Below are 21,713 nucleotides of genomic sequence, written 5' to 3' on the forward strand. Positions count from 1 at the left end.
CCTATTATCAGTGTTTCAACTGAATACTAAAAACGGAACACTAACAATGAAAGTAATCAACTTAAATCAAGAAGAAACTGAAATGATTCGGTTGGCCATCGAGAATAATCGAAAGGCACAGCAGTCTATTTATACTCGGTTTTCTCCAAAAATGTTAGGCGTTTGCAGGCAATATATCAAAGACTTACAACAAGCCGAAGATGTTATGATTGCTGCTTTTATGAAAGTTTTTACAAATTTAAAAGCGTTTCAGCATAATGGAAGCTTTGAAGGATGGATTAGACGAATAATGGTCAATGAAAGCATTTCTTATATTAGAGTTCATAAGAAGGTTAAGTTTATCGAAGATGAAATTTATGTTGAAGAAAGTTTTAATCCAATCGAAAGTGAATTTTCAATAGCTGACATTCAGTTTTTAATTGATAGTCTGCCAGATGGTTATAAAATGGTTTTTAATTTATATGCCATCGAAGGCTTTAAGCATAAGGAAATTGCCGCGATCTTAGGTATTAATGAAGGTACGTCAAAATCGCAGTTGTCGCACGCCAGAAAGATTTTGCAACAGCAGATTAATACAATAAAAAATTACGAGTATGGAACTAAATAACTTTGAAAGCCAAATAAAACAGAAGCTGGAGAATAACAGTATTCAACCTTCGAGCGCAGCTTGGGATAAATTGGAAGGGATGTTAGATGAAGCTCAAAACACAAAAAGGAGGAAGAACTTCTCTTGGATTTATATAGCAGCCAGTATAGTTGGGTTTTTACTGATTGGGACAGTTTTTAGTTATCTAACAGAAACGAAGAGTATAGAGCAAGGAAATGAAGTAGTTATACAGTATAAAGAGAATGAAAAAAGAGGTCTTGAGGAGAAAGTGATAGAGGAAGGAGAATTGATGAATACAGCTTCAAGTTCTGACGAAAAAGAAGTTGTAGTTTCAGAAAAGCGACTTGGTAAAATTATAAAGAAAGAAAGAGTAGTAACTAATAATATTAATAATAAAACGGAGCGTTCAATCATCAATCAAGTCAATACACCACATTGGCAAAACAATAAAGACAAGTCTGTATTAATTGCAGAGAAATCAACAGCGACTGTTGAAGAAATGGTTCCTCAAGTTGCAGCAAGTAACGATGTCGTTATGAAAAGTAGTAAGGTAACTGTGGATGCTTCCTATTTATTGTCGCAAGTTGATACTGAATTAGAACTTTCTTTTAGGGAGAAAGTAATTAGTAAAGTGAGTAAAAGTTACCAAACTGTAAAAGTGGCCTTTGCCAATCGTAATCTAGAATAAATCATCAATCAATTTTAAAATTAAATCATTGTGAGAAATTTCACCATTTACTTAGCAATTCTTTTATGCCTTATGGCGAGTAAAATACTAGGGCAAGAAACCTTTGAAGCACAAGCAAAAAAAATTGCTTTAAAAATCGAGAATATTACTAATGAACAAAAAGCTGCGTTGAAAGTGGAAGTAGAAGAGGTCAACCTGCAATTAGAGAAAGGAAGTATTTCACAAGAACAGGCCGATGTAAAAAAGCAGCAATTGTCACAGGCGAGAGCGACTATAATTGAAAATAAAGTTGCTGTTACTCAACAAGAACTAAAAGAATTAGTGCAAGCGCAAGTGGAGGGTAAAATTAACTCGCAAGATTTTATAAATTCTGAAAAAAGTAAAACCTTTAAGTTTTATTATGGAAAAAATGAAATTATAGATAATGTAAAAAGGAAAGATTCTATAAATGAAAATAAATTTGTAAAACGAACATCAAATCAAATAGTCCTTGCTACTGGTTTTAATAATTTAATGACTAATGGTAGCGTAGAAAACTCAGGTTTTTACTATTTGCGTTCTTCTTTCTTAGAATGGGGATTAACATTTAATACGAGATTATTTAAGGATAGCAATTTATTGCATTTAAAATATGGGTTAACCGGTGTTTATAATACTTTATATCTAACCAATAATCGCTATTTTATCACAGATAAAAGTCAAACTGTTGTTGCATATTACCCGTATAATTTAAAAAATAACAGTAGTTATTTCAAAAATGTTTTTATTACTATTCCAATATTTTTAGAATTGGATTTCACAAAAAATAGAATTGAAGATAAGGACAATTCTTTTAGAATTCAACGAGGTTTTAGAGTCGGTTTAGGAGGATTTGTTGGCTATAATACCAATTCTAAACAGTTTTTAAGTTATGAAAAGGACGGAAATCAGATAACAGAAAGACAAAAAGGGAATTGGAATGTTGATGATTGGAATTATGGACTGAGTACCTACATAGGTTACAAAGCAACAAGCCTATATCTAAAATACGACTTAAACCCACTCTTTAAAGATAATGCGATCAAGCAAAATAACGTTTCGCTAGGTGTTCGATTTGATTTTAATTAGGTTTAGGTTGAGTTAATTTATTACTTTAAAAGTGCTTCGAAAGAAGCACTTTTTATTTTAGATGTTGAATTATGAACTTTGATTTGTGTATTTTTGCATTCTTTAAATAATTTAAACGTTACTCTATTTTGATTTCAAAAGCGACTATTGATACTGTTTTCGAATCTGCTCGAGTTGAGGAGGTTATTGGTGATTTTGTCCAATTAAAGAGAGCAGGAAGTAATTTTAAAGGGCTGAGTCCATTCTCTGATGAGCGTTCTCCATCCTTTATGGTTTCACCAGCGAAAGGGATTTGGAAAGATTTTAGTTCTGGAAAAGGAGGGAACTCCGTTGCTTTTTTAATGGAGCACGAACATTTTACCTATCCTGAAGCCATCCGATACTTAGCTAGAAAGTACAATATAGAAATCGAGGAAACAGAGCAAACAAATGAAGAAAAAGCAAATACAGATATTCGAGAGAGTATGTATTTAGTTTCTGAATTTGCAAAAGACTATTTCCATAGAACACTTTTAAAAACAGAAGAGGGAAAAGCCATAGGCCTTTCTTATTTTAAAGAAAGAGGGTTTACTAATGAAACTATAGAGAAATTTAGCCTAGGTTATTCTCCAGATATTTGGGATGCTTTTACAAAAGAAGCGCTTGGGAAAGGCTATAAATTAGAGTTTCTGGAAAGTACAGGTTTGACAATTGGCAGAGAAGACAGGCCTTTTGACCGTTTCAAAAGCCGGGTTATGTTTCCAATACAAAGTATGTCAGGGAGGGTGCTTGGTTTTGGAGGAAGAATATTGACAAATGATAAAAAGGCAGCCAAATATTTAAACTCACCAGAAAGTGAAATTTACCATAAGAGTAAGGTTTTGTATGGGATTTTTCAAGCCAAACAATCAATTGCTAAACTAAATAATTGCTTTTTAGTAGAGGGTTATACTGATGTGATTCAGTTTAACCAAGCTGGAATTGAGAATGTAGTTGCGTCTTCAGGGACAGCATTGACACCTGACCAAATCCGTTTAATTAATAGACTTACAAAAAACATTACTGTTCTTTTTGATGGTGATGCAGCGGGATTGCGTGCTTCCATTCGAGGAATTGATTTAATTCTGGAAGAAGGAATGAATGTAAAGGTTTGTACATTTCCTGATGGGGAAGATCCTGACAGTTTTGCCAAGAAAACATCTCATGATGATTTGCTGGATTATCTTGAGAATAATGCAAAAGACTTTATTCAGTTTAAAGCATCGCTTTTGATGAATGAAGCAAAGAATGATCCTATAAAAAAAGCCGATCTGATTAGGGATATGGTAATTAGTATTTCTAAAATACCAGATAGAATTCAACGTGAAATATACATTCAGGAGTGTTCTCGAATTATGGATATTTCAGAGCAGGTACTAGTTAGTACTTTGGCACAGTTGGTGCAGAAAGACACTGCTGAGGTTGGTAAAAAACAAAAGCAAGAATACAAGGCATTAGAAGTTGTAAAAAATGAAAATCCTGCTGATACTGAAAAAGTAGATATACTATATCGTTTAGAAAGAAAAATTATAGAGATGTTGCTTTTATACGGTGATAAAACGGAAGAATTTGAAGATGTACTTTTAAAATCGAATGGAGAAGGTGAGATTGAACATGTGATTGAGAAAAAAGAATACAAAGTATTTCACAGAATCTATTTGAGTTTACAAGAGGATGAGGTAGAGTTAGCAAATCCTTTGTTTAGGGACATATTCAACGATCTGATTAATTATTTTCTTCAAAATGATGGTTTCAGCTTAGAGCAATATCTGATGCATTTGCAGCCTGAGTTTGCTCAAGAGGTTACTGATATTTTGATGGAAGACGAAAGAGTTATTTTACACAATTGGGAAGGTCAGAATATTTTCCCAAAATATAAAAAGGACACTATAGGTCAGAATGTCTCAGAGACTATTTTAACCCTACGCTGGTATTTAGTAGGTAAAATTATTGAAGAAATAAAAAGCTCCATAACATCTGAATCAGATAATACGGAGCCTATGACTATGATTAGAGACTATCTTGGTCTAACTTCTGCTTTTTCGAAAAAATTAGGACGGGTAATGTCTCGTTTTTAATTAAACTATTTCTAATTTTTTTGCTTTGTTTACTAAATCAACTAGGTTAGTAACATTTAGTTTAGTTAACAAACGCAATTTGTAGGTACTTATCGTTTTTTCGTTAAGGCCTAGAATTTCAGCAATTTCGTGATTTTTCTTACCTCCACTTAAATAACGCAACACTTCAACTTCACGATTGGAAAGTTTTCGATACAAACGTTCACTTTTGCTTTGTTTTGCAATTAAGGCGATATTTTTTTTCACGGTTTCGTTCATGATAATCTTTCCTTGGTTCACTTTTATAATTGATAGACCTAAGGTTTCCAATTTCTCTTTCTTGTGAACAAATCCTGAAACACCAGCTTTAATGGCATTTGGTGCGTAAATCTGTTCCGAAAGACCACTGAATATAATAATCTTTGTCTTAGGAAAGTTTTTTAAAATTGATTTGACTTCAAAAATACTGGAAAGACCTTCTAGTTCTAAGTCTAGAATTAAAACATCAATATCTTTAGTAAGGAGAATATCACGAATCATTAAAAAATTACCAACATTGGCGACTAATGATATTTCGGCATGATCTTTAAAATAAGATTTCACTCCAAAATGCACTACAGGGAAGTTATCAGCTAAACAAACTTTTATCATGATTTTTGGTTTTAGATTTTTTTTGTCACTATTCATTATTAAATATAAGAAAAATTATATTTAATTTCTAATTATTCGGATGAAATACCGTTAATCCCGATTAACTAAACAAACGGGTATTTCTTTCATTTTGTGTTGGTTAATCTTATTTAAACGTTTGTAAATATCAAATACCGTTTTTTCCCTTCCTGAGAAGTCAGTACTAGATTTTCCTTCTTCGTCCTGAGTCATAGCCCACTCTAATTCATCATAGGTTGCGCCTAATTGAGCTTCATCTGTTTTTTCATCACCAAACAGTCCATCAGATGGAGCTGCAGTTAAAATAGAATCTGGAACTTGTAAATGAGCAGCTAACATAAATACTTCTGATTTCATTAAATCAGCAATCGGACTAAGGTCTACACCGCCATCTCCATATTTTGTAAAAAAACCAACGCCAAAATCTTCCACTTTGTTTCCTGTTCCTGCCACTAATAATCCATGAACTCCAGCAAAATAATATAGGGTAGTCATTCGTAAACGAGCACGTGTGTTAGCAAGAGTCAGGTTAAGTTTGTGTTCCTCAAAGTCGGTAGGAACCTCACTTTTGAAAGTTTCAAAAACAGAAGTTAGGTCTGCTAGGGTTTCTGAAACGTTAGGGTACCTGCTTTTTAACTGCTCAATGTGCTCGCGTCCACGGCTAACATGACTTTCATGCTGATGAATAGGCATTTCAACACATAAAACTTTAAGTCCTGTTTGAGCACATAAAGTTGAAGTTACTGCTGAATCTACTCCGCCAGAAATTCCCACAACAAATCCATTTACTTTTGCGTTTTCAGCATATGTTTTTAACCAATTAACAATATGAGTATTTACTTTCTCAACTTGAAGCGTTTTTTTTTTAATCATAATAGTTTACGTTTTAACGAGCAGGAATGTATATTTGCAAAATCATTCAAGGGTACGCCTGTTTTTCTGATTTTATATCGGCAAATTTAATTAAAAAAATAATGAAAACATATCACATTCCACTTCTCTTATGTCTCTTTTTTCTATCATGTGATAAAAAAAGCAAAATAGAAAAAGCTGTTGAAGAAATTCCTGTGGAAATAAAGGTAGAGCGTTTTGATAAAGTCTTTTTTGAAACGGAGCCGAAAAACTTGGATAAAGTAAAAAAAGAGTTTCCGTTTTTTTTTCCTCCCGGAAATGAAGATGCGGTTTGGTTAGATAAAATGAAGGATCCTCTTTGGAGAGAATTATATACTGAGGTACAGAAAAAATATTCAAATTTTGAACCCGTTAAAATCAAACTGGAGGAGCTTTTTAAGCATGTGAAGTATTATTTTCCTGAAACGAAAATACCAAAAGTGATTACCGTAATTTCTGAAATGGATTACAATAATAAAGTCATATATGCAGATAGTCTGGTGATTATTTCGCTCGAAATGTATTTAGGAAAGGAACATAAGTTTTATCAGTTTCCAGAATATATCAAGCAGAACTTTGAGGAAAATCAGATTATGCCTGATGTTGTTTCTAGTTTCTACAAACGAAAAGTAGTACTAGATGCCGATAAAAAATTATTGTCTAAAATGATAAATTCAGGAAAGGAATTATATTTAAAAGATCTACTGCTGCCTGATTATAGCGATGCTGATAAAATGGGATATACAAATGAGCAGATTGAATGGTGTAATGAAAACGAGAGTTATATATGGCGTTATTTTATAGAAAAAGAAATGCTCTATAGTGATGATCAAAAACTGATTCCACGTTTTATAAGTCCAGCTCCCTTTTCTAAATTTTATTTAGAAATAGACAATGAAACACCGGGTCAAGTTGGTGGTTGGATAGGATGGCAAATTGTTCGCTCGTATATGAAAAACAATGAAGTATCTTTGCAACAGTTGTTAGATACAAATGCTAAAGAAATATTTGAAAAATCAAAATACAAACCTAAAAAGTAATGTCAGATAAAAAAAGATCGGAAATTAAATTCCTTGTAGAGTTAGATGAAAACCGCGTTCCAGAAAAACTAATGTGGACCGCAGAAGATGGCGGTGTAGAATTAGAAGAGGCAAAAGCAATTATGCTGTCTGTTTGGGATAGTAAAGCCAAAGAAAGTATGCGTATTGATTTATGGACAAAAGAGATGCCTGTAGATGAGATGAAAATTTTCTTTCATCAAACATTGGTAGCGATGTCAGATACTTTTCAACGTGCCACAGGTGATGAGAAAATGGCAGATACCATGAGGGATTTTTGTGAATATTTTGCTGAGAAATTAGAGTTGAAGAAGTAAGTTTCTGCAAGGATAGTGCTTCGTTAATACAATTAGTAAGGCATTATCTTGAAAATTCTAAAATGGTAGACTTTTATTGTTGATAATATATATCTAAAAAATCGAGGAGGTCAGATTAGTTACTTCTGTAATGCAAAACATCCCAAAGCTTAAATTTAAGCTTTGGGATGTTTTTTTATGTAGTAATCAACGTATTCTATTTTTAGAATTGACCACCGCCTTTAAAAATTTCTTGATTTACTTCGTCGATATAGCTTAGAACATCCTCTTTTCCTAAGGATTCTGTTGCAGAGGTCACGAAGTACTGTGGCATTTCGGCCCAATTGTTAGCAAACATACTTTTCTTGTATGCTGCAATATGAGAATCAATTTTTACTTTACTGATCTTGTCTGCTTTGGTGAAAATAATACAAAAAGGAATTTCACTCTCTCCCATGTAGGACATGAATTCAATATCTATTGTTTGAGCTTCATGACGAATGTCGATTAAAACAAAAGCACAAACTAATTGCTCTCTTGTTTCGAAATAATCAGTTATAAACTGCTGAAAAACTGATTTTGTTTTCTTTGATACTTTGGCATAACCGTATCCAGGTAAATCAACTAAGAACCAGTTGTTGTTGATTAGGAAATGATTTATTAGCTGCGTTTTTCCTGGTCGCCCAGATGTTTTAGCTAATTTTTTCTGGTTGGTCAACATATTGATTAATGAGGACTTCCCAACATTAGACCTGCCTATAAAAGCATATTCTGGCAAACGGTCTTTTGGACATTTGCTAACATCGGAGTTGCTAATTACAAATTCGGCGGTATTGATTTTCATATTTTTTTGTGTAAAACCTCTTCTAAGGGCGAGGTACTTATAAATTGGATTTAGTTAGCCATTCTTCAAGTAAACGATTGAACTCTTCTGGGTGTTCCATCATTGCCGCATGACCACATTTATCGATCCAATATAAGGTTGAGTTGGGTAATAATTTATTAAATTCTTCAGCAACATCCGGTGGAGTTACTTTGTCGTTTTTACCCCAAATAATACAAGTTCGTACATGCATTTTTGGTAGGTCTTTCGCCATATTATGACGAATGGCACTTTTGGCAATTGTTAATGTTTTGATTAGTTTTATTCTGTCATTAACTGTAGCATAAACTTCGTCAATCAATTCCGGTGTAGCAATTGCAGGATCGTAGAATACGTCTTCAGCTTTTTTCTTGATATATTCATAATCACCTCTTTTTGGATAGCTATCACCCATTGCACTTTCATATAGTCCAGAACTTCCTGTTATTACAAGTCCAGCAACTTTTTCAGGGTACATCTTTGTATGGTATAAAGCGATATGTCCTCCAAGGGAATTTCCTAGAAGAATTACTCTGTCAAATCCTTTGAAAGTGATAAAGTCCTTAACGTATTTAGCAAAACTTTTTACGTTTGTTTTTAAAATATTTTGAGTATATATAGGTAAATCCGGGATAACAATTTTGTATCCTTTCTCAGAAAAATGACTAGCCACGGCATCAAAATTACTTAACCCTCCCATTAGCCCATGTAATATTACAATTGGCGTTCCTTCTCCAGCTTCATAATAGCTGTATTTACCTTCCTTCTTATAGTTTTTTTCCATGTTCTTGAATACGGATTTTCAATTTTCACAAATATAGGATTTAATAAATTAAAAAGAATTTTTGAAAACAATTTTTGAGCATATTAATGCAATTTGATTGTATTTATTTTTCAGAAGCTTAATATTGTCTAAAAGCAGATCTTGTAAAGTTATTTTCCATTGTAAGTAAAAAGGCATTTTAGTTAAAATATTGAAAATAAATAGCCGGGAATTTCGATAGTTTAAGTTTTCTTTTAAATAACGTATAAAACAGCTAATAGTCTGACAATCTGTTAGTCTTGTATCTAAGGTGTTTGGGTTGTAGGTGGTGAAACTTATTAACAAAGTGGTAGATAGTGGTAGATAGTGGTGATATTTTTCATATTTTTGCTTCATATCATTATAAAACGATTCTTTTGAATACAATTGTTGGGACATATGAATGTAAGGTCGATGCTAAAGGAAGAGTGCTGTTGCCGGCGCCTTTAAAAAAGCAGTTGACACCTTCTCTTCAAAGCGGTTTCGTTTTGAAGCGTTCTGTTTTTCAGCCTTGTTTGGAGTTGTATCCCATGGAAGAATGGGATGTGATGATGGCTAAGATTAATAAATTGAATCGGTTTGTAAAGAAGAATAATGATTTTATCCGCAGGTTTACTGCGGGTGTAAAAATGGTAGAAATTGATTCTTTGGGTAGATTGTTAATCCCTAAAGATTTGGTGACTTTTGGTAGTATTACTAAGGAGGTTGTCTTTTCTTCCGCTGTTAATATAGTGGAGATATGGGATAAAGATTTATACGAGACATCGATAAATGGTGAAGACGTAGATTTTGCAGATTTAGCAGAAGAAGTAATGGGAAATATAAATGACGACGACAATGGAATATCATAATCCGGTTTTGCTTCAAGCATCAGTAGATGGTTTAAATATAAAGCCTGATGGCGTTTATGTAGATGTAACCTTCGGTGGAGGTGGGCATTCAAAAGAAATATTAAGTAGGTTGGGACCAAACGGGAAACTGTTTGCTTTCGATCAAGATGAAGATGCTTTGGCAAATGCTTTGCCAGATGAGCGATTTACGCTTATTAATGAGAACTTTAGATTTATCAAACGTTTCTTGCGTTTTTACGGGTTGAAAAGTGTAGATGGAATTTTGGCTGATTTAGGGGTTTCTTCTCATCAATTTGATGTAGCTGAAAGAGGTTTCTCTACTCGTTTTGATGCTGGGCTAGATATGAGAATGAGTCAAAAAAATGACTTAAATGCATATAAAGTAGTAAATGAGTACGATGAGGCTGATTTAAAACGAGTTTTTTTAGATTATGGAGAGTTGAAAAATGCTCCAGTTTTAGCAAGAACCATTGTTGAGGCAAGAGAAGTACAGCTTATTAAGACTACCGATGAATTAAAAGAGGTTTTAGCAAAATTTTTACCAGAGCGAGTAAGGAATAAAATATTAGCTCAAATCTATCAAGCCATTCGAATTGAAGTAAATCAAGAAATGGATGTTTTAAAGGAATTTCTAGAGCAGTCCTTAGAAGTGTTAAGACCAGGTGGGCGATTAAGTGTTATTTCATATCATTCATTAGAAGATAGATTGGTGAAGCGATATATGAAAAACGGGATGTTTGAAGGGGAGCCTGAGCGTGATTTTTTTGGTAATTTCTCCGTTCCGTTTAAGACTGTTGGAAAACTAATAGTGCCGGACAAAGAAGAAATAAAGTTAAATAATAGAGCTCGAAGCGCTAAATTAAGAATAGCAGAAAAGATATAATTCAGAATGAAAAACGGTGTTTATAACATATTAAAAGCGAGATTTCTTATCGATGATGATGCGATGAAAAATTGGCGTTTTATCGTTTTTCTTATTCTTTTGGCTATTGTTATGATTGCTAATACGCAACGTTATGAACAGAAAGTTTTTAAAATTGCCAAACTAACAAATGAAGTAAAAGAACTACGTTCGGAATTTGTTGACAGACGCTCTCAATTGATGAAATTGAAAATGGAATCTACTGTTTCTGAGAAAATGGTAGAAAAGCAAATTTTCCCATCGACTGTTCCTCCAATTAAAATAAAAGTAAAAAAAGAAGAAGAGAAAACTTTTCTTAAAAAAATATGGCAGTAGAAGATAAACACATATCATATAGAATCTATCTCGTTGCGTTTGCTATCTTTTTGGTAGCGATTGCGATTGCCGTTAAGTTAACTAATATTCAGTGGGTTGAAGGTGATTATTATAGAAAATTAGCTAAGGAAAGAACGGTTAAGAATTTTGTTATTCCTGCAAATAAAGGGAATATCTATTCGGCAGACGGAAGTTTATTGGCTACTTCAATACCTAATTATACGATAAGGTTTGATGCTCTTGCTCCAAAAGTAGAGAATTTCGAAAAAAATGTGCAAGCATTGTCTGATTCTCTGGCTACGATTTTGGGTAAGTCAAGTGGGTTTTATCAAAACGAACTTAGAAGAGCGCGAGCAAATAACAATCGCTATTATTTAATCGCTCGCGGTCTGAGTTATACTGACTATATAAAAATCAAGGGATTTCCTTTGTTTAAATTAGGAGCTTACAAGGGAGGAATTATTGTAGAGCAAAAAACGGTTAGAGAACATCCAATCGGTAAAATCGCGGAGCGAACTATTGGTTATGAAAGAGAAATAGCTGAAGACAAGTTTGACGGTAAGGGAATTGAATGGGCGTATAGAGAATACCTGAATGGAAAGGACGGTAAGATTCTAAAGCAAAAAATTGCAAAAGGACAGTGGAAGCCTATTCGTGATGTCAATGAAGTTGACCCTCAGGATGGTTATGATGTTATTTCTACAATTGATGTTTATATACAAGATATTGCGCATCATGCTTTGTTAAAACAATTGCAAGAGTACGACGCGGATCATGGCTGTGTAGTTGTCATGGAGACTGAAACAGGTCAGGTAAAGGCTATCGCAAACTTAGGAAGAGCTAGTGACGGAACGTATTATGAAACTACAAATTATGCTGTAGCTGAGTCTCATGAACCTGGATCTACATTTAAATTAGTTGACATGATGGCTATTTTAGAAGATAAAGTAGCTGACACAAGTACGGTTTATGATACGCAGGGAGGAGAGATAAGATATTCAGGAAAGGCAGTAAGGGATTCACATAAAGGTGGCTACGGAAAAATATCATTAGCCAGAGGATTCGAATTATCTTCAAACACGGTGATGGTGCAGGCGGTTTATGATAATTATAAAGACAATCCATCTCGATTTGTTAACCATGTTAATTCTTGGGGATTGAATAAGAAATTAAAAATGGATTTTGAAGGTGAAGGTCGCCCTTTTATTCCTCAACCTACAGACAAGCGTTGGAGTAATATCTCTCTTCCTTGGATGGCTTTTGGTTATGGAGTATCTGTTACACCAATGCAAACTTTAACATTTTATAATGCTGTGGCAAATAATGGTGTGATGGTGAAACCTCAATTTATTTCAGAAATTAAAGAATGGAATAAAACGATTGTAAAGGTTGAAAAAGAAGTAATCAACCCGAGAGTTTGTTCGCCTGAAACAATAAAAAAGTTAAAAGCAGTTCTAGCTAACGTAGTTAAAAAAGGAACTGCGTCTAAATTGTATTCTAAAGATTTCTCGATGGCAGGTAAAACAGGTACAGCTCAAGTAAATTATGGAAAAAGAGACGGCACAGCAATGTATTACGCGTCTTCTTTCGTAGGTTATTTTCCAGCAGATCATCCTAAATATTCTTGTATAGTAGTGGTTCATAAACCAAGCACTGCTAAGGGAGATTTTTATGGAGCCGGCGTTGCAGGACCAGTTTTTAAAAGAATTGCACAAAAGATTTTTACAGATGTTCCTTCGACAAATGAAATAAAAAATATAAATAGGAAAGTCCCTAAACAGGAAGATAACTACAACAACTACTTTGCTAAGTTGCAAAAGCAGCAAAGGTCAATTCCAAATGTTAAAGGCATGCCGGGAATGGATGCTATTGCTTTATTGGAAAATTTAGGAATAAAAGTGAAAGCAGTGGGTATGGGAAAAGTTAAGACACAATCGCTTCAAGCGGGACAGGATCTAATAAAAAACACAACTATAACATTAGAATTATTGTGATTATACTAAAAGACATATTATATAAAGTTGCAATCGAAGCCGTACATGGTTCGACTGAAGTTGCTGTAGGTAAAATCGAATTTGATTCAAGAAAAATTGAAAAGAATGACGTTTTTGTAGCTATTCGTGGATCTGTTTCAGACGGGCATGACTATATTCAAAAAGCAATCGAACTAGGGGTTATAGCAATTGTTTGTGATGCGTTTCCTGAAAGTTTTGAAAAAGGAATCACTTACATACAGGTAAAAGATACCAATAAAGCATTGGCTTTCATGGCTGCTAATTATTTTGGGAATCCATCTGAAAAATTAAAGTTGGTTGGTATTACTGGAACAAACGGAAAGACTACCATTGCTTCTTTATTATATCAATTATTTAAAAAAGCAGGTTTTAAGGTAGGATTGATTTCTACAGTTAAAATTTTAGTAGACGATATAGAATACAAAGCAACACATACAACGCCAGATTCAATTACTATTAATCATTACTTAGCTGAAATGAGAGATGCAGGTGTTGAATATTGTTTTATGGAAGTGAGTTCTCACGGGATTCATCAAAAACGAACAGAAGCATTACATTTTGTTGGTGGCGTTTTCACCAATTTGTCTCATGACCATTTGGATTACCATCCCACTTTTGCAGAATATAGAGATGTGAAAAAATCTTTTTTTGACAACCTTCCTAAAAATGCTTTTGTACTGACTAATGTTGATGATAAGAATGGTGCTGTAATGTTGCAAAATACAGTGGCTATTAAACGCACCTATGCTTTAAAGTCATATGCTGATTATAAAGCGCAAATTCTCGAAAATCAATTATCGGGATTGTTGTTGAAGATTGAAGGGAATGAAGTTTGGGTGAAATTAATTGGAACTTTCAATGCTTATAATGTTTTAGCAATATATGGTACTGCGGTTGAATTAGGAATGGATAGTTTAGAAACACTTCGCTTGTTGTCTGAGTTGGAAAGTGTTTCGGGAAGATTTCAATATATCGTTTCAGCTACAAATATCACGGCAATTGTTGATTATGCTCATACTCCCGATGCGCTGGAAAATGTGTTGAAAACAACCAATGACATTCGAACTAAAAATGAACAGTTGATTACTGTTGTAGGCTGCGGTGGAAATAGGGACAAAACTAAACGACCAATTATGGCGCGTATCGCCTCTGAATTGAGCGACAAAGTAGTTCTAACTTCTGATAACCCTAGAAATGAAGATCCTGATACTATTATCCAGGAGATGGAAGTAGGTGTGGCGGCAGAAAATTATAAAAAAGTACTTGCGATAACTGACAGAAAGCAAGCTATAAAAACAGCGTGTCAATTGGCTCAGCCAAACGATATTATTTTGATTGCAGGAAAAGGACACGAAACCTACCAGGAAGTTAACGGAGTGCGTCATGATTTTGATGACATGGAAATAGTGAAAGAGATATTAGAACAACTTCATAAATAGTAAAAATATGCTGTATTATTTATTTGAATACTTAAACAAGACATTAAACATTTCGGGAACGGGAGTGTTTCAATATATAACATTTAGATCGGCGTTAGCCTTTATACTTTCGTTATTGTTATCTACAATTTATGGAAAAAGAATCATCCGTTTTTTGCAAAATCAACAAGTGGGTGAAACGGTTCGTGAACTTGGATTAGCAGGTCAAAATGAAAAAGCGGGAACGCCTACCATGGGAGGTTTGATTATCATATTTGCTACCCTAGTGCCTGTTATGTTGTTTGCAAAACTGCAAAATATTTATGTAGTGTTGTTGATTGTGACGACTTTGTGGATGGGGACAATTGGGTTTATAGATGATTATATCAAAATATTTAAAAAAGATAAGGAAGGATTAAAAGGTATTTTTAAAGTATTTGGGCAAGTAGGATTAGGTCTTATTGTTGGGACGGTTCTTTATTTTAGTCCAGCTGTAACTGTAAGAACGGATACTGGAAAAGGAGATGTTTTTAAAACCACTACAGAAACGGTTATTACCGCGAGTCCAATTGAGGAAAAATCGACTGCTACTACGATTCCTTTTTTTAAAAATAACGAATTCGATTATTCTGAATTGTTGGCGTGGACGGGTGAAGGATATGAAAAATGGGCTTGGGTAATTTTTATTCCGGTTGTTATTTTTATTATCACAGCAGTTTCTAACGGAGCAAACTTAACAGACGGAATTGACGGACTCGCAGCGGGTACCTCGGCGATATCTGTTCTGGCATTGGGGATCTTTACCTTCGTTTCTGGGAATATTATTTTCTCTAATTATTTAAATATAATGTATATCCCTAATTCAGGAGAAATGACGGTTTTTATAGCTGCATTTGTTGGTTCCTTAATTGGATTTCTTTGGTACAATTCCTATCCCGCATCTGTTTTTATGGGAGATACTGGAAGTTTGACAATCGGTGGAATCATTGCGGTGCTGGCAATTGCAGTTCGTAAGGAATTACTAATTCCGCTATTGTGTGGTGTCTTTTTAGTCGAAAATTTATCTGTGGTCTTACAGGTGAGTTATTTTAAATATACCAAAAAACGCTTTGGCGCAGGCAAAAGAGTTTTCCTGATGGCGCCGTTGCATCATCACTATCAAAAGAAAGGATATCATGAAAGTAAGATTGTAACCCGATTCTGGATTGTAGCTATTATGTTAGCGATACTTTCGATTATCACTCTAAAATTAAGATAGTATGAGACTAGTAGTTTTAGGAGGAGGAGAAAGTGGAGCAGGTACTGCGATTTTAGGGAAGAAAAAAGGATATGACGTTTTTGTATCTGATTTTGGAAAAATAAAAAATAAATACAAACAAGTTCTTATAGATAACGGCATCGATTGGGAAGAAGAAAGACATACAGAGGATTTAATTCTCAATGCCGATGTAGTCATGAAGAGCCCAGGGATTCCAGAGAAATCGCCAATTGTAAAAAAACTGATTGAGAAAGGAATTCCAGTGATTTCTGAAATAGAGTTTGCAGCTCCTTTCACAAAAGCAATTACAATAGGAATTACGGGAAGTAACGGAAAGACAACGACAACGATGTTAACTTATCACTTGCTTAAATCAGCAGGATTGAATGTAGGATTGGGCGGAAACATAGGGAAAAGTTTTGCAGAGCAAGTTGCAGATGATAAATACGATTCTTACGTGCTTGAATTAAGCAGTTTCCAGTTGGACGGAATCGTAGATTACAAACCGCATATCGCTATCATAACGAATATAAGTCCGGATCATTTAGATCGATACGAATATAATTATCAAAATTATATTAATTCTAAAATGAGAATTACAATGAATCAAACTGAGGATGATTACCTCATTTATGACGCAGATGACGAGGCTATTACAACATGGTTAGAAAATAATAAAACAAACGCTAAATTAATCCCTTTTTCCTTGACAAAAACATTCAACGAAGGAGCCTTTATACAAAACAACAAAATGGAAGTAAAAATCAATCAAGATGAATTTTTAATGGAAACAGAATCTATTGCATTAGAAGGGAAACATAATATGAAAAATGCAATGGCAGCAACCTCTGTAGCAAAATTGATGCAAATAAGAAAAGCAACAATCCGTGAAAGTTTATCTAATTTTCAAGGTGTGGAGCACCGCCTTGAGAAAGTATTGAAAATTCAGAATGTACAATATATCAATGACTCAAAAGCGACGAACGTAAACGCTACTTTTTTTGCATTGGATAGTATGAATATGCCCACAGTATGGATTGTTGGAGGTGTTGATAAAGGAAATGATTACAATGAATTGATGTCATTGGTACGTGAAAAAGTGAAAGCTATCATTTGCTTGGGCGTTGATAACAAAAAAATAATTGATGCCTTTGGTAACGTAGTGGATATGATGGTAGAAGTTACGAATATGAATGACGCCGTTAGAATGGCACAACGATTAACAGAAAAAGGAGATGCAGTTTTATTATCACCTGCATGTGCCAGTTTTGATTTGTTTGAAAACTATGAAGATAGAGGAAATCAATTTAAACAAGCGGTTCATAACCTTTAAGCAGAAAATTATATTTTTTTAAAATTAAATAATACAAATGAAGGAACTAATAAGCAAATTAAAAGGAGATAAAGTAATATGGTCATTCGTGGCTTTATTAGCACTGTTTTCGTTTATGCCTGTTTTTAGCGCCAGTAGTAATTTGGCTTATTTGGGTCACGGAACCGGAAATACTTTGGGTTATTTGGTAAAACATTTAGCACATATTTGTATTGGGTTTCTAATTATTTATGGTGTGCATAGAGTGCCGTATCATTATTTTAGAGCAATATCTAAAGTCGCGTTACCAGTAGTTTGGATATTGTTGCTTTATACATTAGTTAAAGGGACTGTAATTGCCGGAGCAAATGCGAGTAGATGGATTCAGGTTCCTTTTATTGGGATATCATTCCAGACGTCAACATTGGCATCTGTAGTGTTATTCATATTTGTTGCCCGATATTTATCTAAAACCAGAGAAGAGCCACTTACTTTTAAGTCCTCGTTATGGGAGCTGTGGTTGCCTGTTTTTATTACTCTTATTCTAATTTTACCTGCCAATTTCTCTACTACAGCATTAATTTTTGCAATGATATTGATGTTGGTATTTATTGGGAAATACCCATTAAAATATATTGGAGCTATTGTAGGTTCTGGAATTCTGTTTCTTGTTTTTTTTGTTCTTATTGCCAAAGCTTTTCCTGATTCTCGATTTTTCAGTAGAGTATCCACTTGGGAAAGTAGAATAGAAAATTTCAGTACGGATAAACCAGATGAAGATGATTACCAAATTGAAAAAGCTAAAATTGCTATTGCATCTGGTAAAATTTATGGATTAGGACCTGGGAAAAGTGTTCAGAAGAATTTTTTACCACAATCCTCCTCGGATTTTATTTATGCAATTATTGTTGAAGAATATGGTCTTATAGGTGGTTTTGGAGTTCTGATTTTATATTTATTGCTGCTGTTTCGATTTGTGATCGCTTCACATAAGGCCAATACCCTCTTTGGGAAGTTAGTTGTCGTCGGGCTTGGTTTTCCAATGATATTTCAAGCGATGGTCAATATGGCAGTAGCAGTAGAATTATTACCGGTAACGGGGCAGACATTACCACTAATAAGTAGTGGAGGTAGTTCAATTTGGATGACTTGTTTTTCGCTAGGAATTATTATTAGTGTGACTAAAAAAGACGAAGAAATTGAGGAAGAGCTTAAGAACTCCGCTAAACGTGAGGAAGCGCTTCAAAAACTAATCGACGCTGAATTAGATTCAGAGAAGGAGGTCGATGAGGATTATTCGATTACAGACAAGGCGACAAACCCAATGAACGCAGTTTTGAATAAATAATATTTTTGAGGGTTAAATTAATTTTAAAACTAAAAAATTTCAATATAATGAGGCAATACAAATTCATATTAAGTGGTGGTGGAACAGGTGGTCATATCTATCCTGCGATTGCTATTGCAAATGAATTAAAATCACGTTTTCCTGATGCTGAATTTCTTTTTGTAGGTGCCAAAGATAAAATGGAAATGCAAAAAGTACCTCAAGCTGGTTTCCAGATTAAGGGTTTGTGGATTGCGGGTTTACAAAGGAAAATAACTTTGCAAAATATGATGTTTCCATTAAAATTAGCAGATAGTTTATGGAAAGCAAAACAAATTATAAAAGAGTTTAAACCGGATGTGGTGATAGGAACTGGTGGTTTTGCCAGTGGTCCGTTATTGAAAATGGCAAGTATGATGGAGGTTCCCACTGTAATTCAAGAGCAAAATTCCTTTCCGGGGATTACGAATAAATTATTGAGTAAAAAAGCAGATGTAATCTGTGTAGCATATGAAAATTTAGAACGATTTTTTACAAAAGAAAAAATGGTTTTAACTGGGAATCCAGTTCGTCAGGACTTAATTGACATTGATGGTAAAAGAGCAGCAGCTGTTGCGTATTTTAATTTAGATGTCAATAAAAAAACACTATTAGTTCTTGGCGGAAGTCTTGGAGCGAGAAGAGTGAATCAGTTGATTGAAAAGGAATTGGAAAACATTCAAAATCAAGGGGTACAGCTAATCTGGCAATGCGGGAAATTATATTTTGACGATTATAAAAAATACGATTCTAATACAGTTCATGTTGTCGATTTTATAGAAAGAATGGATTTTGTGTATGCAGCTGCAGATGTCATTATTTCTAGAGCGGGAGCATCATCAGTATCGGAATTATCTATTGTAGGGAAGCCGGTAATTTTTATTCCTTCGCCTAATGTAGCTGAAGATCATCAAACAAAGAATGCAAAAGCTATAGTTGATAAAAAAGGAGCGATTTTATTGAAAGAATCTGAACTTGATTCAGAGTTTAGCTTGGTTTTTGAGGCGCTATTACAAGACCAAGCAAAGCAAAGTCAACTAAGTAAAAACATCAAGGATCTAGCGATGCCGGAAGCGACAAAAGAAATAGCTGACGAAATCGTGAAATTAATTAGAAATAAATAAAACATATTTAAATCAATATGAATTTAAACCAAATACATAACGTCTACTTCATCGGTATCGGTGGCATCGGAATGAGTGCTTTGGCTCGCTATTTTAAAAATATAGGGAAACAAGTTGCTGGTTATGATAAAACTCCTACGACTCTAACAAAAGAGCTAATAGAAAGTGGTATAGCAATTCATTTTGAAGATAGTATTGATTTGGTTCCCAAAGATTATTTCGTCGAAAACACTTTGGTCATTATTACGCCTGCTGTTCCAGGAACACATTCAGAATGGAACTATTTTGTAGAGCGGGAATATCATATTAAGAAAAGAGCCGAAGTTTTAGGGATAATTACAAAAGATACATTTTGTTTTGCAGTTGCGGGAACGCATGGAAAAACAACAACGTCGAGTATTTTAGGTCATATTCTATATGATAGTGGTGCAGATGTTACTTCTTTTATTGGGGGAATAGTCGAAAATTATAATTCGAATTTAATCGGTGACGGTAAAACAGTTACTGTCGTAGAAGCTGATGAATTTGATCGTTCTTTTTTGCATTTACATCCTAATATTGCTTGTATTACATCAATGGATGCAGACCATTTAGATATTTATGGGACTAGTGATGCGATTGAAGAGTCATTTGTAGAATTTGCTAATAAAGTAGAAGACAAAAGTAGGTTGTTTATAACGAAGGAACTGCCGTTAGAAGGTGTTACTGTAGCGGTGAATGAAGATGCAGTTTACAGTGCGGTAAATGTAAGAATTGACAACGGGAGTTATATTTTTGATGTGAAAACGCCAACTGAAACTTTAAAAGATTTCCGTTTTGGTTTGCCTGGAAAACATAATTTGATGAATGCATTGATGGCTATCGCAATGGCAATAAATTTTGGTACGCCAACTGAAGCCATTTCGAAAGCTTTGGCTTCATTCAAAGGGATACGAAGACGATTTTCTTATCAGATAAAAACAGATGATTTAGTATATATAGATGATTATGCACATCATCCCACGGAGATTAATGCGGTATATCAAGCAGTGAGAGAATTGTATTCTACTAAGAAAGTTCTTGCGATTTTTCAGCCTCATTTGTTTAGTAGAACAAAGGATTTTGCTGATGATTTTGCTAAAAGTTTGTCTCAGTTTGACGAGCTTTTGTTGATGGATATTTATCCGGCTCGTGAATTACCAATGGAAGGAATAACATCGGAATGGTTATTGAGTAAGGTGGATAGTCATAAGAAGAAATTAGTTACAAAAGAGAATATGATCGAAGCTATTCTGGAAAGTGATGCTGAGGTAATCGTGACTATAGGAGCAGGTGATATTGGTGAATTAGTAGGGTCAATTAAAAAAGCGCTAAATGAAAATATTTAACTGGACAAATACGAGACTAGTGCTCATGATTGGGGTTGTAATTTTCCTTTTTTCATTTACAGCAAATCGAAATGAGAATAGAAAACTTACTAAATCTGTCGTTGTTTTTGTTGGAGATAATGCTCTTTTTGTAAAAAGAGAAACGGTTAATAAATTGTTAATAGAAAATAAAGAGAATGCTTCAAGCATTGGAAAAGATAAATTAGATTTGAATAAGCTAGAGAGAAGACTGAATTCAAATGAGATGATTGAGAAATCAGATGTATTTGTGAGTATTGATGGTGTTCTAAAAGCAGTAGTAAAACAAAAGACTCCGGTGGCGCGGGTTTTGGATGGGAATGGCTCTTTTTACATTGATTACGAGGGTGGTGTAATGCCATTGTCAACTAATTTTACGGCCAGAGTTCCACTTGTTTCGGGGGAGATTAATAGAAAAAATAGCGAAAAATATGCCCAGTTATTTCGGTTAATTTATGACGATGATTTTTTGAAAAAAAACATCATTGCTGTTCAAATTATGCCTGGCGGGAGGTTGAAAATGTTGAATAGGAATTATAATTATGAAATTGACTTTGGAAATTCCTCAGATATGGAGCAAAAATTTAATGATTATAAAGCATTTTTTCAAAAAGCAGTTTTAGACAGTTCGTTGTATAAGTATAAAAAAATTGACCTGAGATTTACAAAACAAGTAGTTTGCACTAAATAAA

The 21,713-nt window shown here is 34.0% G+C and carries 21 protein-coding genes; 17 read left to right on the top strand and 4 right to left on the bottom strand.

Annotated elements, in window-relative coordinates; genetic code table 11:
- Positions 1 to 46: 46 nt before the first annotated feature.
- From QO200_RS02405 to dnaG, 4 genes are all read left to right on the top strand, one after another.
- Entirely contained in the window at positions 47 to 607 is a 561-nt protein-coding gene (locus tag QO200_RS02405; protein WP_371535874.1) for an RNA polymerase sigma factor, read from the top strand.
- On the top strand, positions 594 to 1,295 hold the full coding sequence (locus QO200_RS02410) for a hypothetical protein (protein WP_371535876.1): 702 nt from the start codon (positions 594 to 596) through the stop codon (positions 1,293 to 1,295). Before QO200_RS02405 ends, QO200_RS02410 begins: the two co-directional genes overlap by 14 nt.
- Positions 1,296 to 1,325: 30 nt before the next feature.
- The gene (locus QO200_RS02415) at positions 1,326 to 2,402 is read left to right on the top strand and encodes a hypothetical protein (RefSeq protein WP_371535878.1); all 1,077 of its coding nucleotides are present in this window, start codon (positions 1,326 to 1,328) and stop codon (positions 2,400 to 2,402) included.
- A gap of 128 nt (positions 2,403 to 2,530) precedes the next feature.
- Positions 2,531 to 4,498 carry a DNA primase gene (gene dnaG, locus QO200_RS02420; RefSeq protein WP_371535881.1) on the top strand — a complete coding sequence of 656 codons (1,968 nt, stop codon included), beginning with the start codon at positions 2,531 to 2,533 and terminating at the stop codon, positions 4,496 to 4,498.
- Here dnaG and QO200_RS02425 read toward each other — a convergent pair whose 3' ends face one another.
- Both QO200_RS02425 and nadE read right to left on the bottom strand, forming a co-directional pair.
- Positions 4,499 to 5,128, bottom strand: a complete 630-nt coding sequence (locus QO200_RS02425; protein ID WP_371535884.1) for a LuxR C-terminal-related transcriptional regulator — start codon at positions 5,126 to 5,128, stop codon at positions 4,499 to 4,501.
- Between the two features lie 90 nt (positions 5,129 to 5,218).
- Positions 5,219 to 6,019 carry an NAD(+) synthase gene (nadE, locus tag QO200_RS02430; protein ID WP_371535887.1) on the bottom strand — a complete coding sequence of 267 codons (801 nt, stop codon included), beginning with the start codon at positions 6,017 to 6,019 and terminating at the stop codon, positions 5,219 to 5,221.
- A 101-nt stretch (positions 6,020 to 6,120) separates the two neighbouring features.
- On the opposite strand from nadE, the gene gldB reads away from it, so the two are divergent.
- Positions 6,121 to 7,077, top strand: a complete 957-nt coding sequence (gene gldB / locus QO200_RS02435) for a gliding motility lipoprotein GldB (protein WP_371535890.1) — start codon at positions 6,121 to 6,123, stop codon at positions 7,075 to 7,077.
- Positions 7,077 to 7,412, top strand: a complete 336-nt coding sequence (gene gldC, locus QO200_RS02440) for a gliding motility protein GldC (RefSeq protein WP_371535893.1) — start codon at positions 7,077 to 7,079, stop codon at positions 7,410 to 7,412. The genes gldB and gldC overlap by 1 nt, the downstream gene beginning before the upstream one ends.
- Positions 7,413 to 7,614: 202 nt before the next feature.
- Here the strand turns inward: gldC and yihA are convergent, their stop codons facing one another.
- Both yihA and QO200_RS02450 read right to left on the bottom strand, forming a co-directional pair.
- On the bottom strand, positions 7,615 to 8,235 hold the full coding sequence (yihA, locus tag QO200_RS02445) for a ribosome biogenesis GTP-binding protein YihA/YsxC (protein ID WP_371535895.1): 621 nt from the start codon (positions 8,233 to 8,235) through the stop codon (positions 7,615 to 7,617).
- Positions 8,236 to 8,272: 37 nt separating this feature from the next.
- Positions 8,273 to 9,037 (bottom strand): alpha/beta fold hydrolase, encoded by a 765-nt coding sequence (locus QO200_RS02450; protein ID WP_091083845.1) that lies wholly within the window; start codon positions 9,035 to 9,037, stop codon positions 8,273 to 8,275.
- A gap of 395 nt (positions 9,038 to 9,432) precedes the next feature.
- Between QO200_RS02450 and QO200_RS02455 the strand changes: the two genes are divergently transcribed.
- From QO200_RS02455 to QO200_RS02505, 11 genes are read left to right on the top strand one after another with little or no spacing between them, the layout of a single operon-like run.
- The gene (locus QO200_RS02455) at positions 9,433 to 9,906 is read left to right on the top strand and encodes a division/cell wall cluster transcriptional repressor MraZ (RefSeq protein ID WP_371535898.1); all 474 of its coding nucleotides are present in this window, start codon (positions 9,433 to 9,435) and stop codon (positions 9,904 to 9,906) included.
- Positions 9,881 to 10,789 carry a 16S rRNA (cytosine(1402)-N(4))-methyltransferase RsmH gene (gene rsmH, locus QO200_RS02460; protein WP_371535900.1) on the top strand — a complete coding sequence of 303 codons (909 nt, stop codon included), beginning with the start codon at positions 9,881 to 9,883 and terminating at the stop codon, positions 10,787 to 10,789. The genes QO200_RS02455 and rsmH overlap by 26 nt, the downstream gene beginning before the upstream one ends.
- A gap of 6 nt (positions 10,790 to 10,795) precedes the next feature.
- A complete protein-coding gene (locus tag QO200_RS02465; RefSeq protein ID WP_371535903.1) occupies positions 10,796 to 11,143 on the top strand; it encodes an FtsL-like putative cell division protein in 348 nt (115 codons plus the stop codon).
- Positions 11,134 to 13,137 (top strand): penicillin-binding protein, encoded by a 2,004-nt coding sequence (locus tag QO200_RS02470; RefSeq protein WP_371535906.1) that lies wholly within the window; start codon positions 11,134 to 11,136, stop codon positions 13,135 to 13,137. The genes QO200_RS02465 and QO200_RS02470 overlap by 10 nt, the downstream gene beginning before the upstream one ends.
- On the top strand, positions 13,134 to 14,597 hold the full coding sequence (locus QO200_RS02475; protein ID WP_371535908.1) for a UDP-N-acetylmuramoyl-L-alanyl-D-glutamate--2,6-diaminopimelate ligase: 1,464 nt from the start codon (positions 13,134 to 13,136) through the stop codon (positions 14,595 to 14,597). The genes QO200_RS02470 and QO200_RS02475 overlap by 4 nt, the downstream gene beginning before the upstream one ends.
- Positions 14,598 to 14,604: 7 nt before the next feature.
- The gene (mraY, locus tag QO200_RS02480) at positions 14,605 to 15,834 is read left to right on the top strand and encodes a phospho-N-acetylmuramoyl-pentapeptide-transferase (RefSeq protein ID WP_371535910.1); all 1,230 of its coding nucleotides are present in this window, start codon (positions 14,605 to 14,607) and stop codon (positions 15,832 to 15,834) included.
- A gap of 1 nt (position 15,835) precedes the next feature.
- Entirely contained in the window at positions 15,836 to 17,167 is a 1,332-nt protein-coding gene (murD, locus tag QO200_RS02485; RefSeq protein WP_371535913.1) for a UDP-N-acetylmuramoyl-L-alanine--D-glutamate ligase, read from the top strand.
- A 37-nt stretch (positions 17,168 to 17,204) separates the two neighbouring features.
- Positions 17,205 to 18,494 (top strand): FtsW/RodA/SpoVE family cell cycle protein, encoded by a 1,290-nt coding sequence (locus QO200_RS02490; RefSeq protein ID WP_371535915.1) that lies wholly within the window; start codon positions 17,205 to 17,207, stop codon positions 18,492 to 18,494.
- Positions 18,495 to 18,541: 47 nt separating this feature from the next.
- Positions 18,542 to 19,636, top strand: coding sequence for an undecaprenyldiphospho-muramoylpentapeptide beta-N-acetylglucosaminyltransferase (gene murG / locus QO200_RS02495; protein ID WP_371535918.1), 1,095 nt, complete (start codon positions 18,542 to 18,544; stop codon positions 19,634 to 19,636).
- 17 nt (positions 19,637 to 19,653) lie between these two features.
- Positions 19,654 to 21,003 (top strand): UDP-N-acetylmuramate--L-alanine ligase, encoded by a 1,350-nt coding sequence (gene murC, locus QO200_RS02500; protein WP_371535920.1) that lies wholly within the window; start codon positions 19,654 to 19,656, stop codon positions 21,001 to 21,003.
- The gene (locus tag QO200_RS02505; protein ID WP_371535923.1) at positions 20,990 to 21,712 is read left to right on the top strand and encodes a cell division protein FtsQ/DivIB; all 723 of its coding nucleotides are present in this window, start codon (positions 20,990 to 20,992) and stop codon (positions 21,710 to 21,712) included. The genes murC and QO200_RS02505 overlap by 14 nt, the downstream gene beginning before the upstream one ends.
- The last annotated feature ends 1 nt before the right edge of the window (position 21,713 follow it).

This window comes from Flavobacterium sp. Arc3 (assembly GCF_041431375.1).
In the GTDB taxonomy this organism is placed as follows: domain Bacteria; phylum Bacteroidota; class Bacteroidia; order Flavobacteriales; family Flavobacteriaceae; genus Flavobacterium.

What these genes read in the sequence shown, in the direction of transcription:
- QO200_RS02405 (WP_371535874.1), top strand. Translation starts at nt 47, where the DNA reads ATGAAAGTAATCAACTTAAATCAAGAAGAAACTGAAATGATTCGGTTG.
- QO200_RS02410 (WP_371535876.1), top strand. Translation starts at nt 594, where the DNA reads ATGGAACTAAATAACTTTGAAAGCCAAATAAAACAGAAGCTGGAGAAT.
- QO200_RS02425 (WP_371535884.1), bottom strand. Translation starts at nt 5,128, where the DNA reads ATGATAAAAGTTTGTTTAGCTGATAACTTCCCTGTAGTGCATTTTGGA.
- nadE (WP_371535887.1), bottom strand. Translation starts at nt 6,019, where the DNA reads ATGATTAAAAAAAAAACGCTTCAAGTTGAGAAAGTAAATACTCATATT.
- gldB (WP_371535890.1), top strand. Translation starts at nt 6,121, where the DNA reads ATGAAAACATATCACATTCCACTTCTCTTATGTCTCTTTTTTCTATCA.
- gldC (WP_371535893.1), top strand. Translation starts at nt 7,077, where the DNA reads ATGTCAGATAAAAAAAGATCGGAAATTAAATTCCTTGTAGAGTTAGAT.
- yihA (WP_371535895.1), bottom strand. Translation starts at nt 8,235, where the DNA reads ATGAAAATCAATACCGCCGAATTTGTAATTAGCAACTCCGATGTTAGC.
- QO200_RS02450 (WP_091083845.1), bottom strand. Translation starts at nt 9,037, where the DNA reads ATGGAAAAAAACTATAAGAAGGAAGGTAAATACAGCTATTATGAAGCT.
- rsmH (WP_371535900.1), top strand. Translation starts at nt 9,881, where the DNA reads ATGACGACGACAATGGAATATCATAATCCGGTTTTGCTTCAAGCATCA.
- QO200_RS02465 (WP_371535903.1), top strand. Translation starts at nt 10,796, where the DNA reads ATGAAAAACGGTGTTTATAACATATTAAAAGCGAGATTTCTTATCGAT.
- QO200_RS02470 (WP_371535906.1), top strand. Translation starts at nt 11,134, where the DNA reads ATGGCAGTAGAAGATAAACACATATCATATAGAATCTATCTCGTTGCG.
- mraY (WP_371535910.1), top strand. Translation starts at nt 14,605, where the DNA reads ATGCTGTATTATTTATTTGAATACTTAAACAAGACATTAAACATTTCG.
- murD (WP_371535913.1), top strand. Translation starts at nt 15,836, where the DNA reads ATGAGACTAGTAGTTTTAGGAGGAGGAGAAAGTGGAGCAGGTACTGCG.
- QO200_RS02490 (WP_371535915.1), top strand. Translation starts at nt 17,205, where the DNA reads ATGAAGGAACTAATAAGCAAATTAAAAGGAGATAAAGTAATATGGTCA.
- murG (WP_371535918.1), top strand. Translation starts at nt 18,542, where the DNA reads ATGAGGCAATACAAATTCATATTAAGTGGTGGTGGAACAGGTGGTCAT.
- murC (WP_371535920.1), top strand. Translation starts at nt 19,654, where the DNA reads ATGAATTTAAACCAAATACATAACGTCTACTTCATCGGTATCGGTGGC.
- QO200_RS02505 (WP_371535923.1), top strand. Translation starts at nt 20,990, where the DNA reads ATGAAAATATTTAACTGGACAAATACGAGACTAGTGCTCATGATTGGG.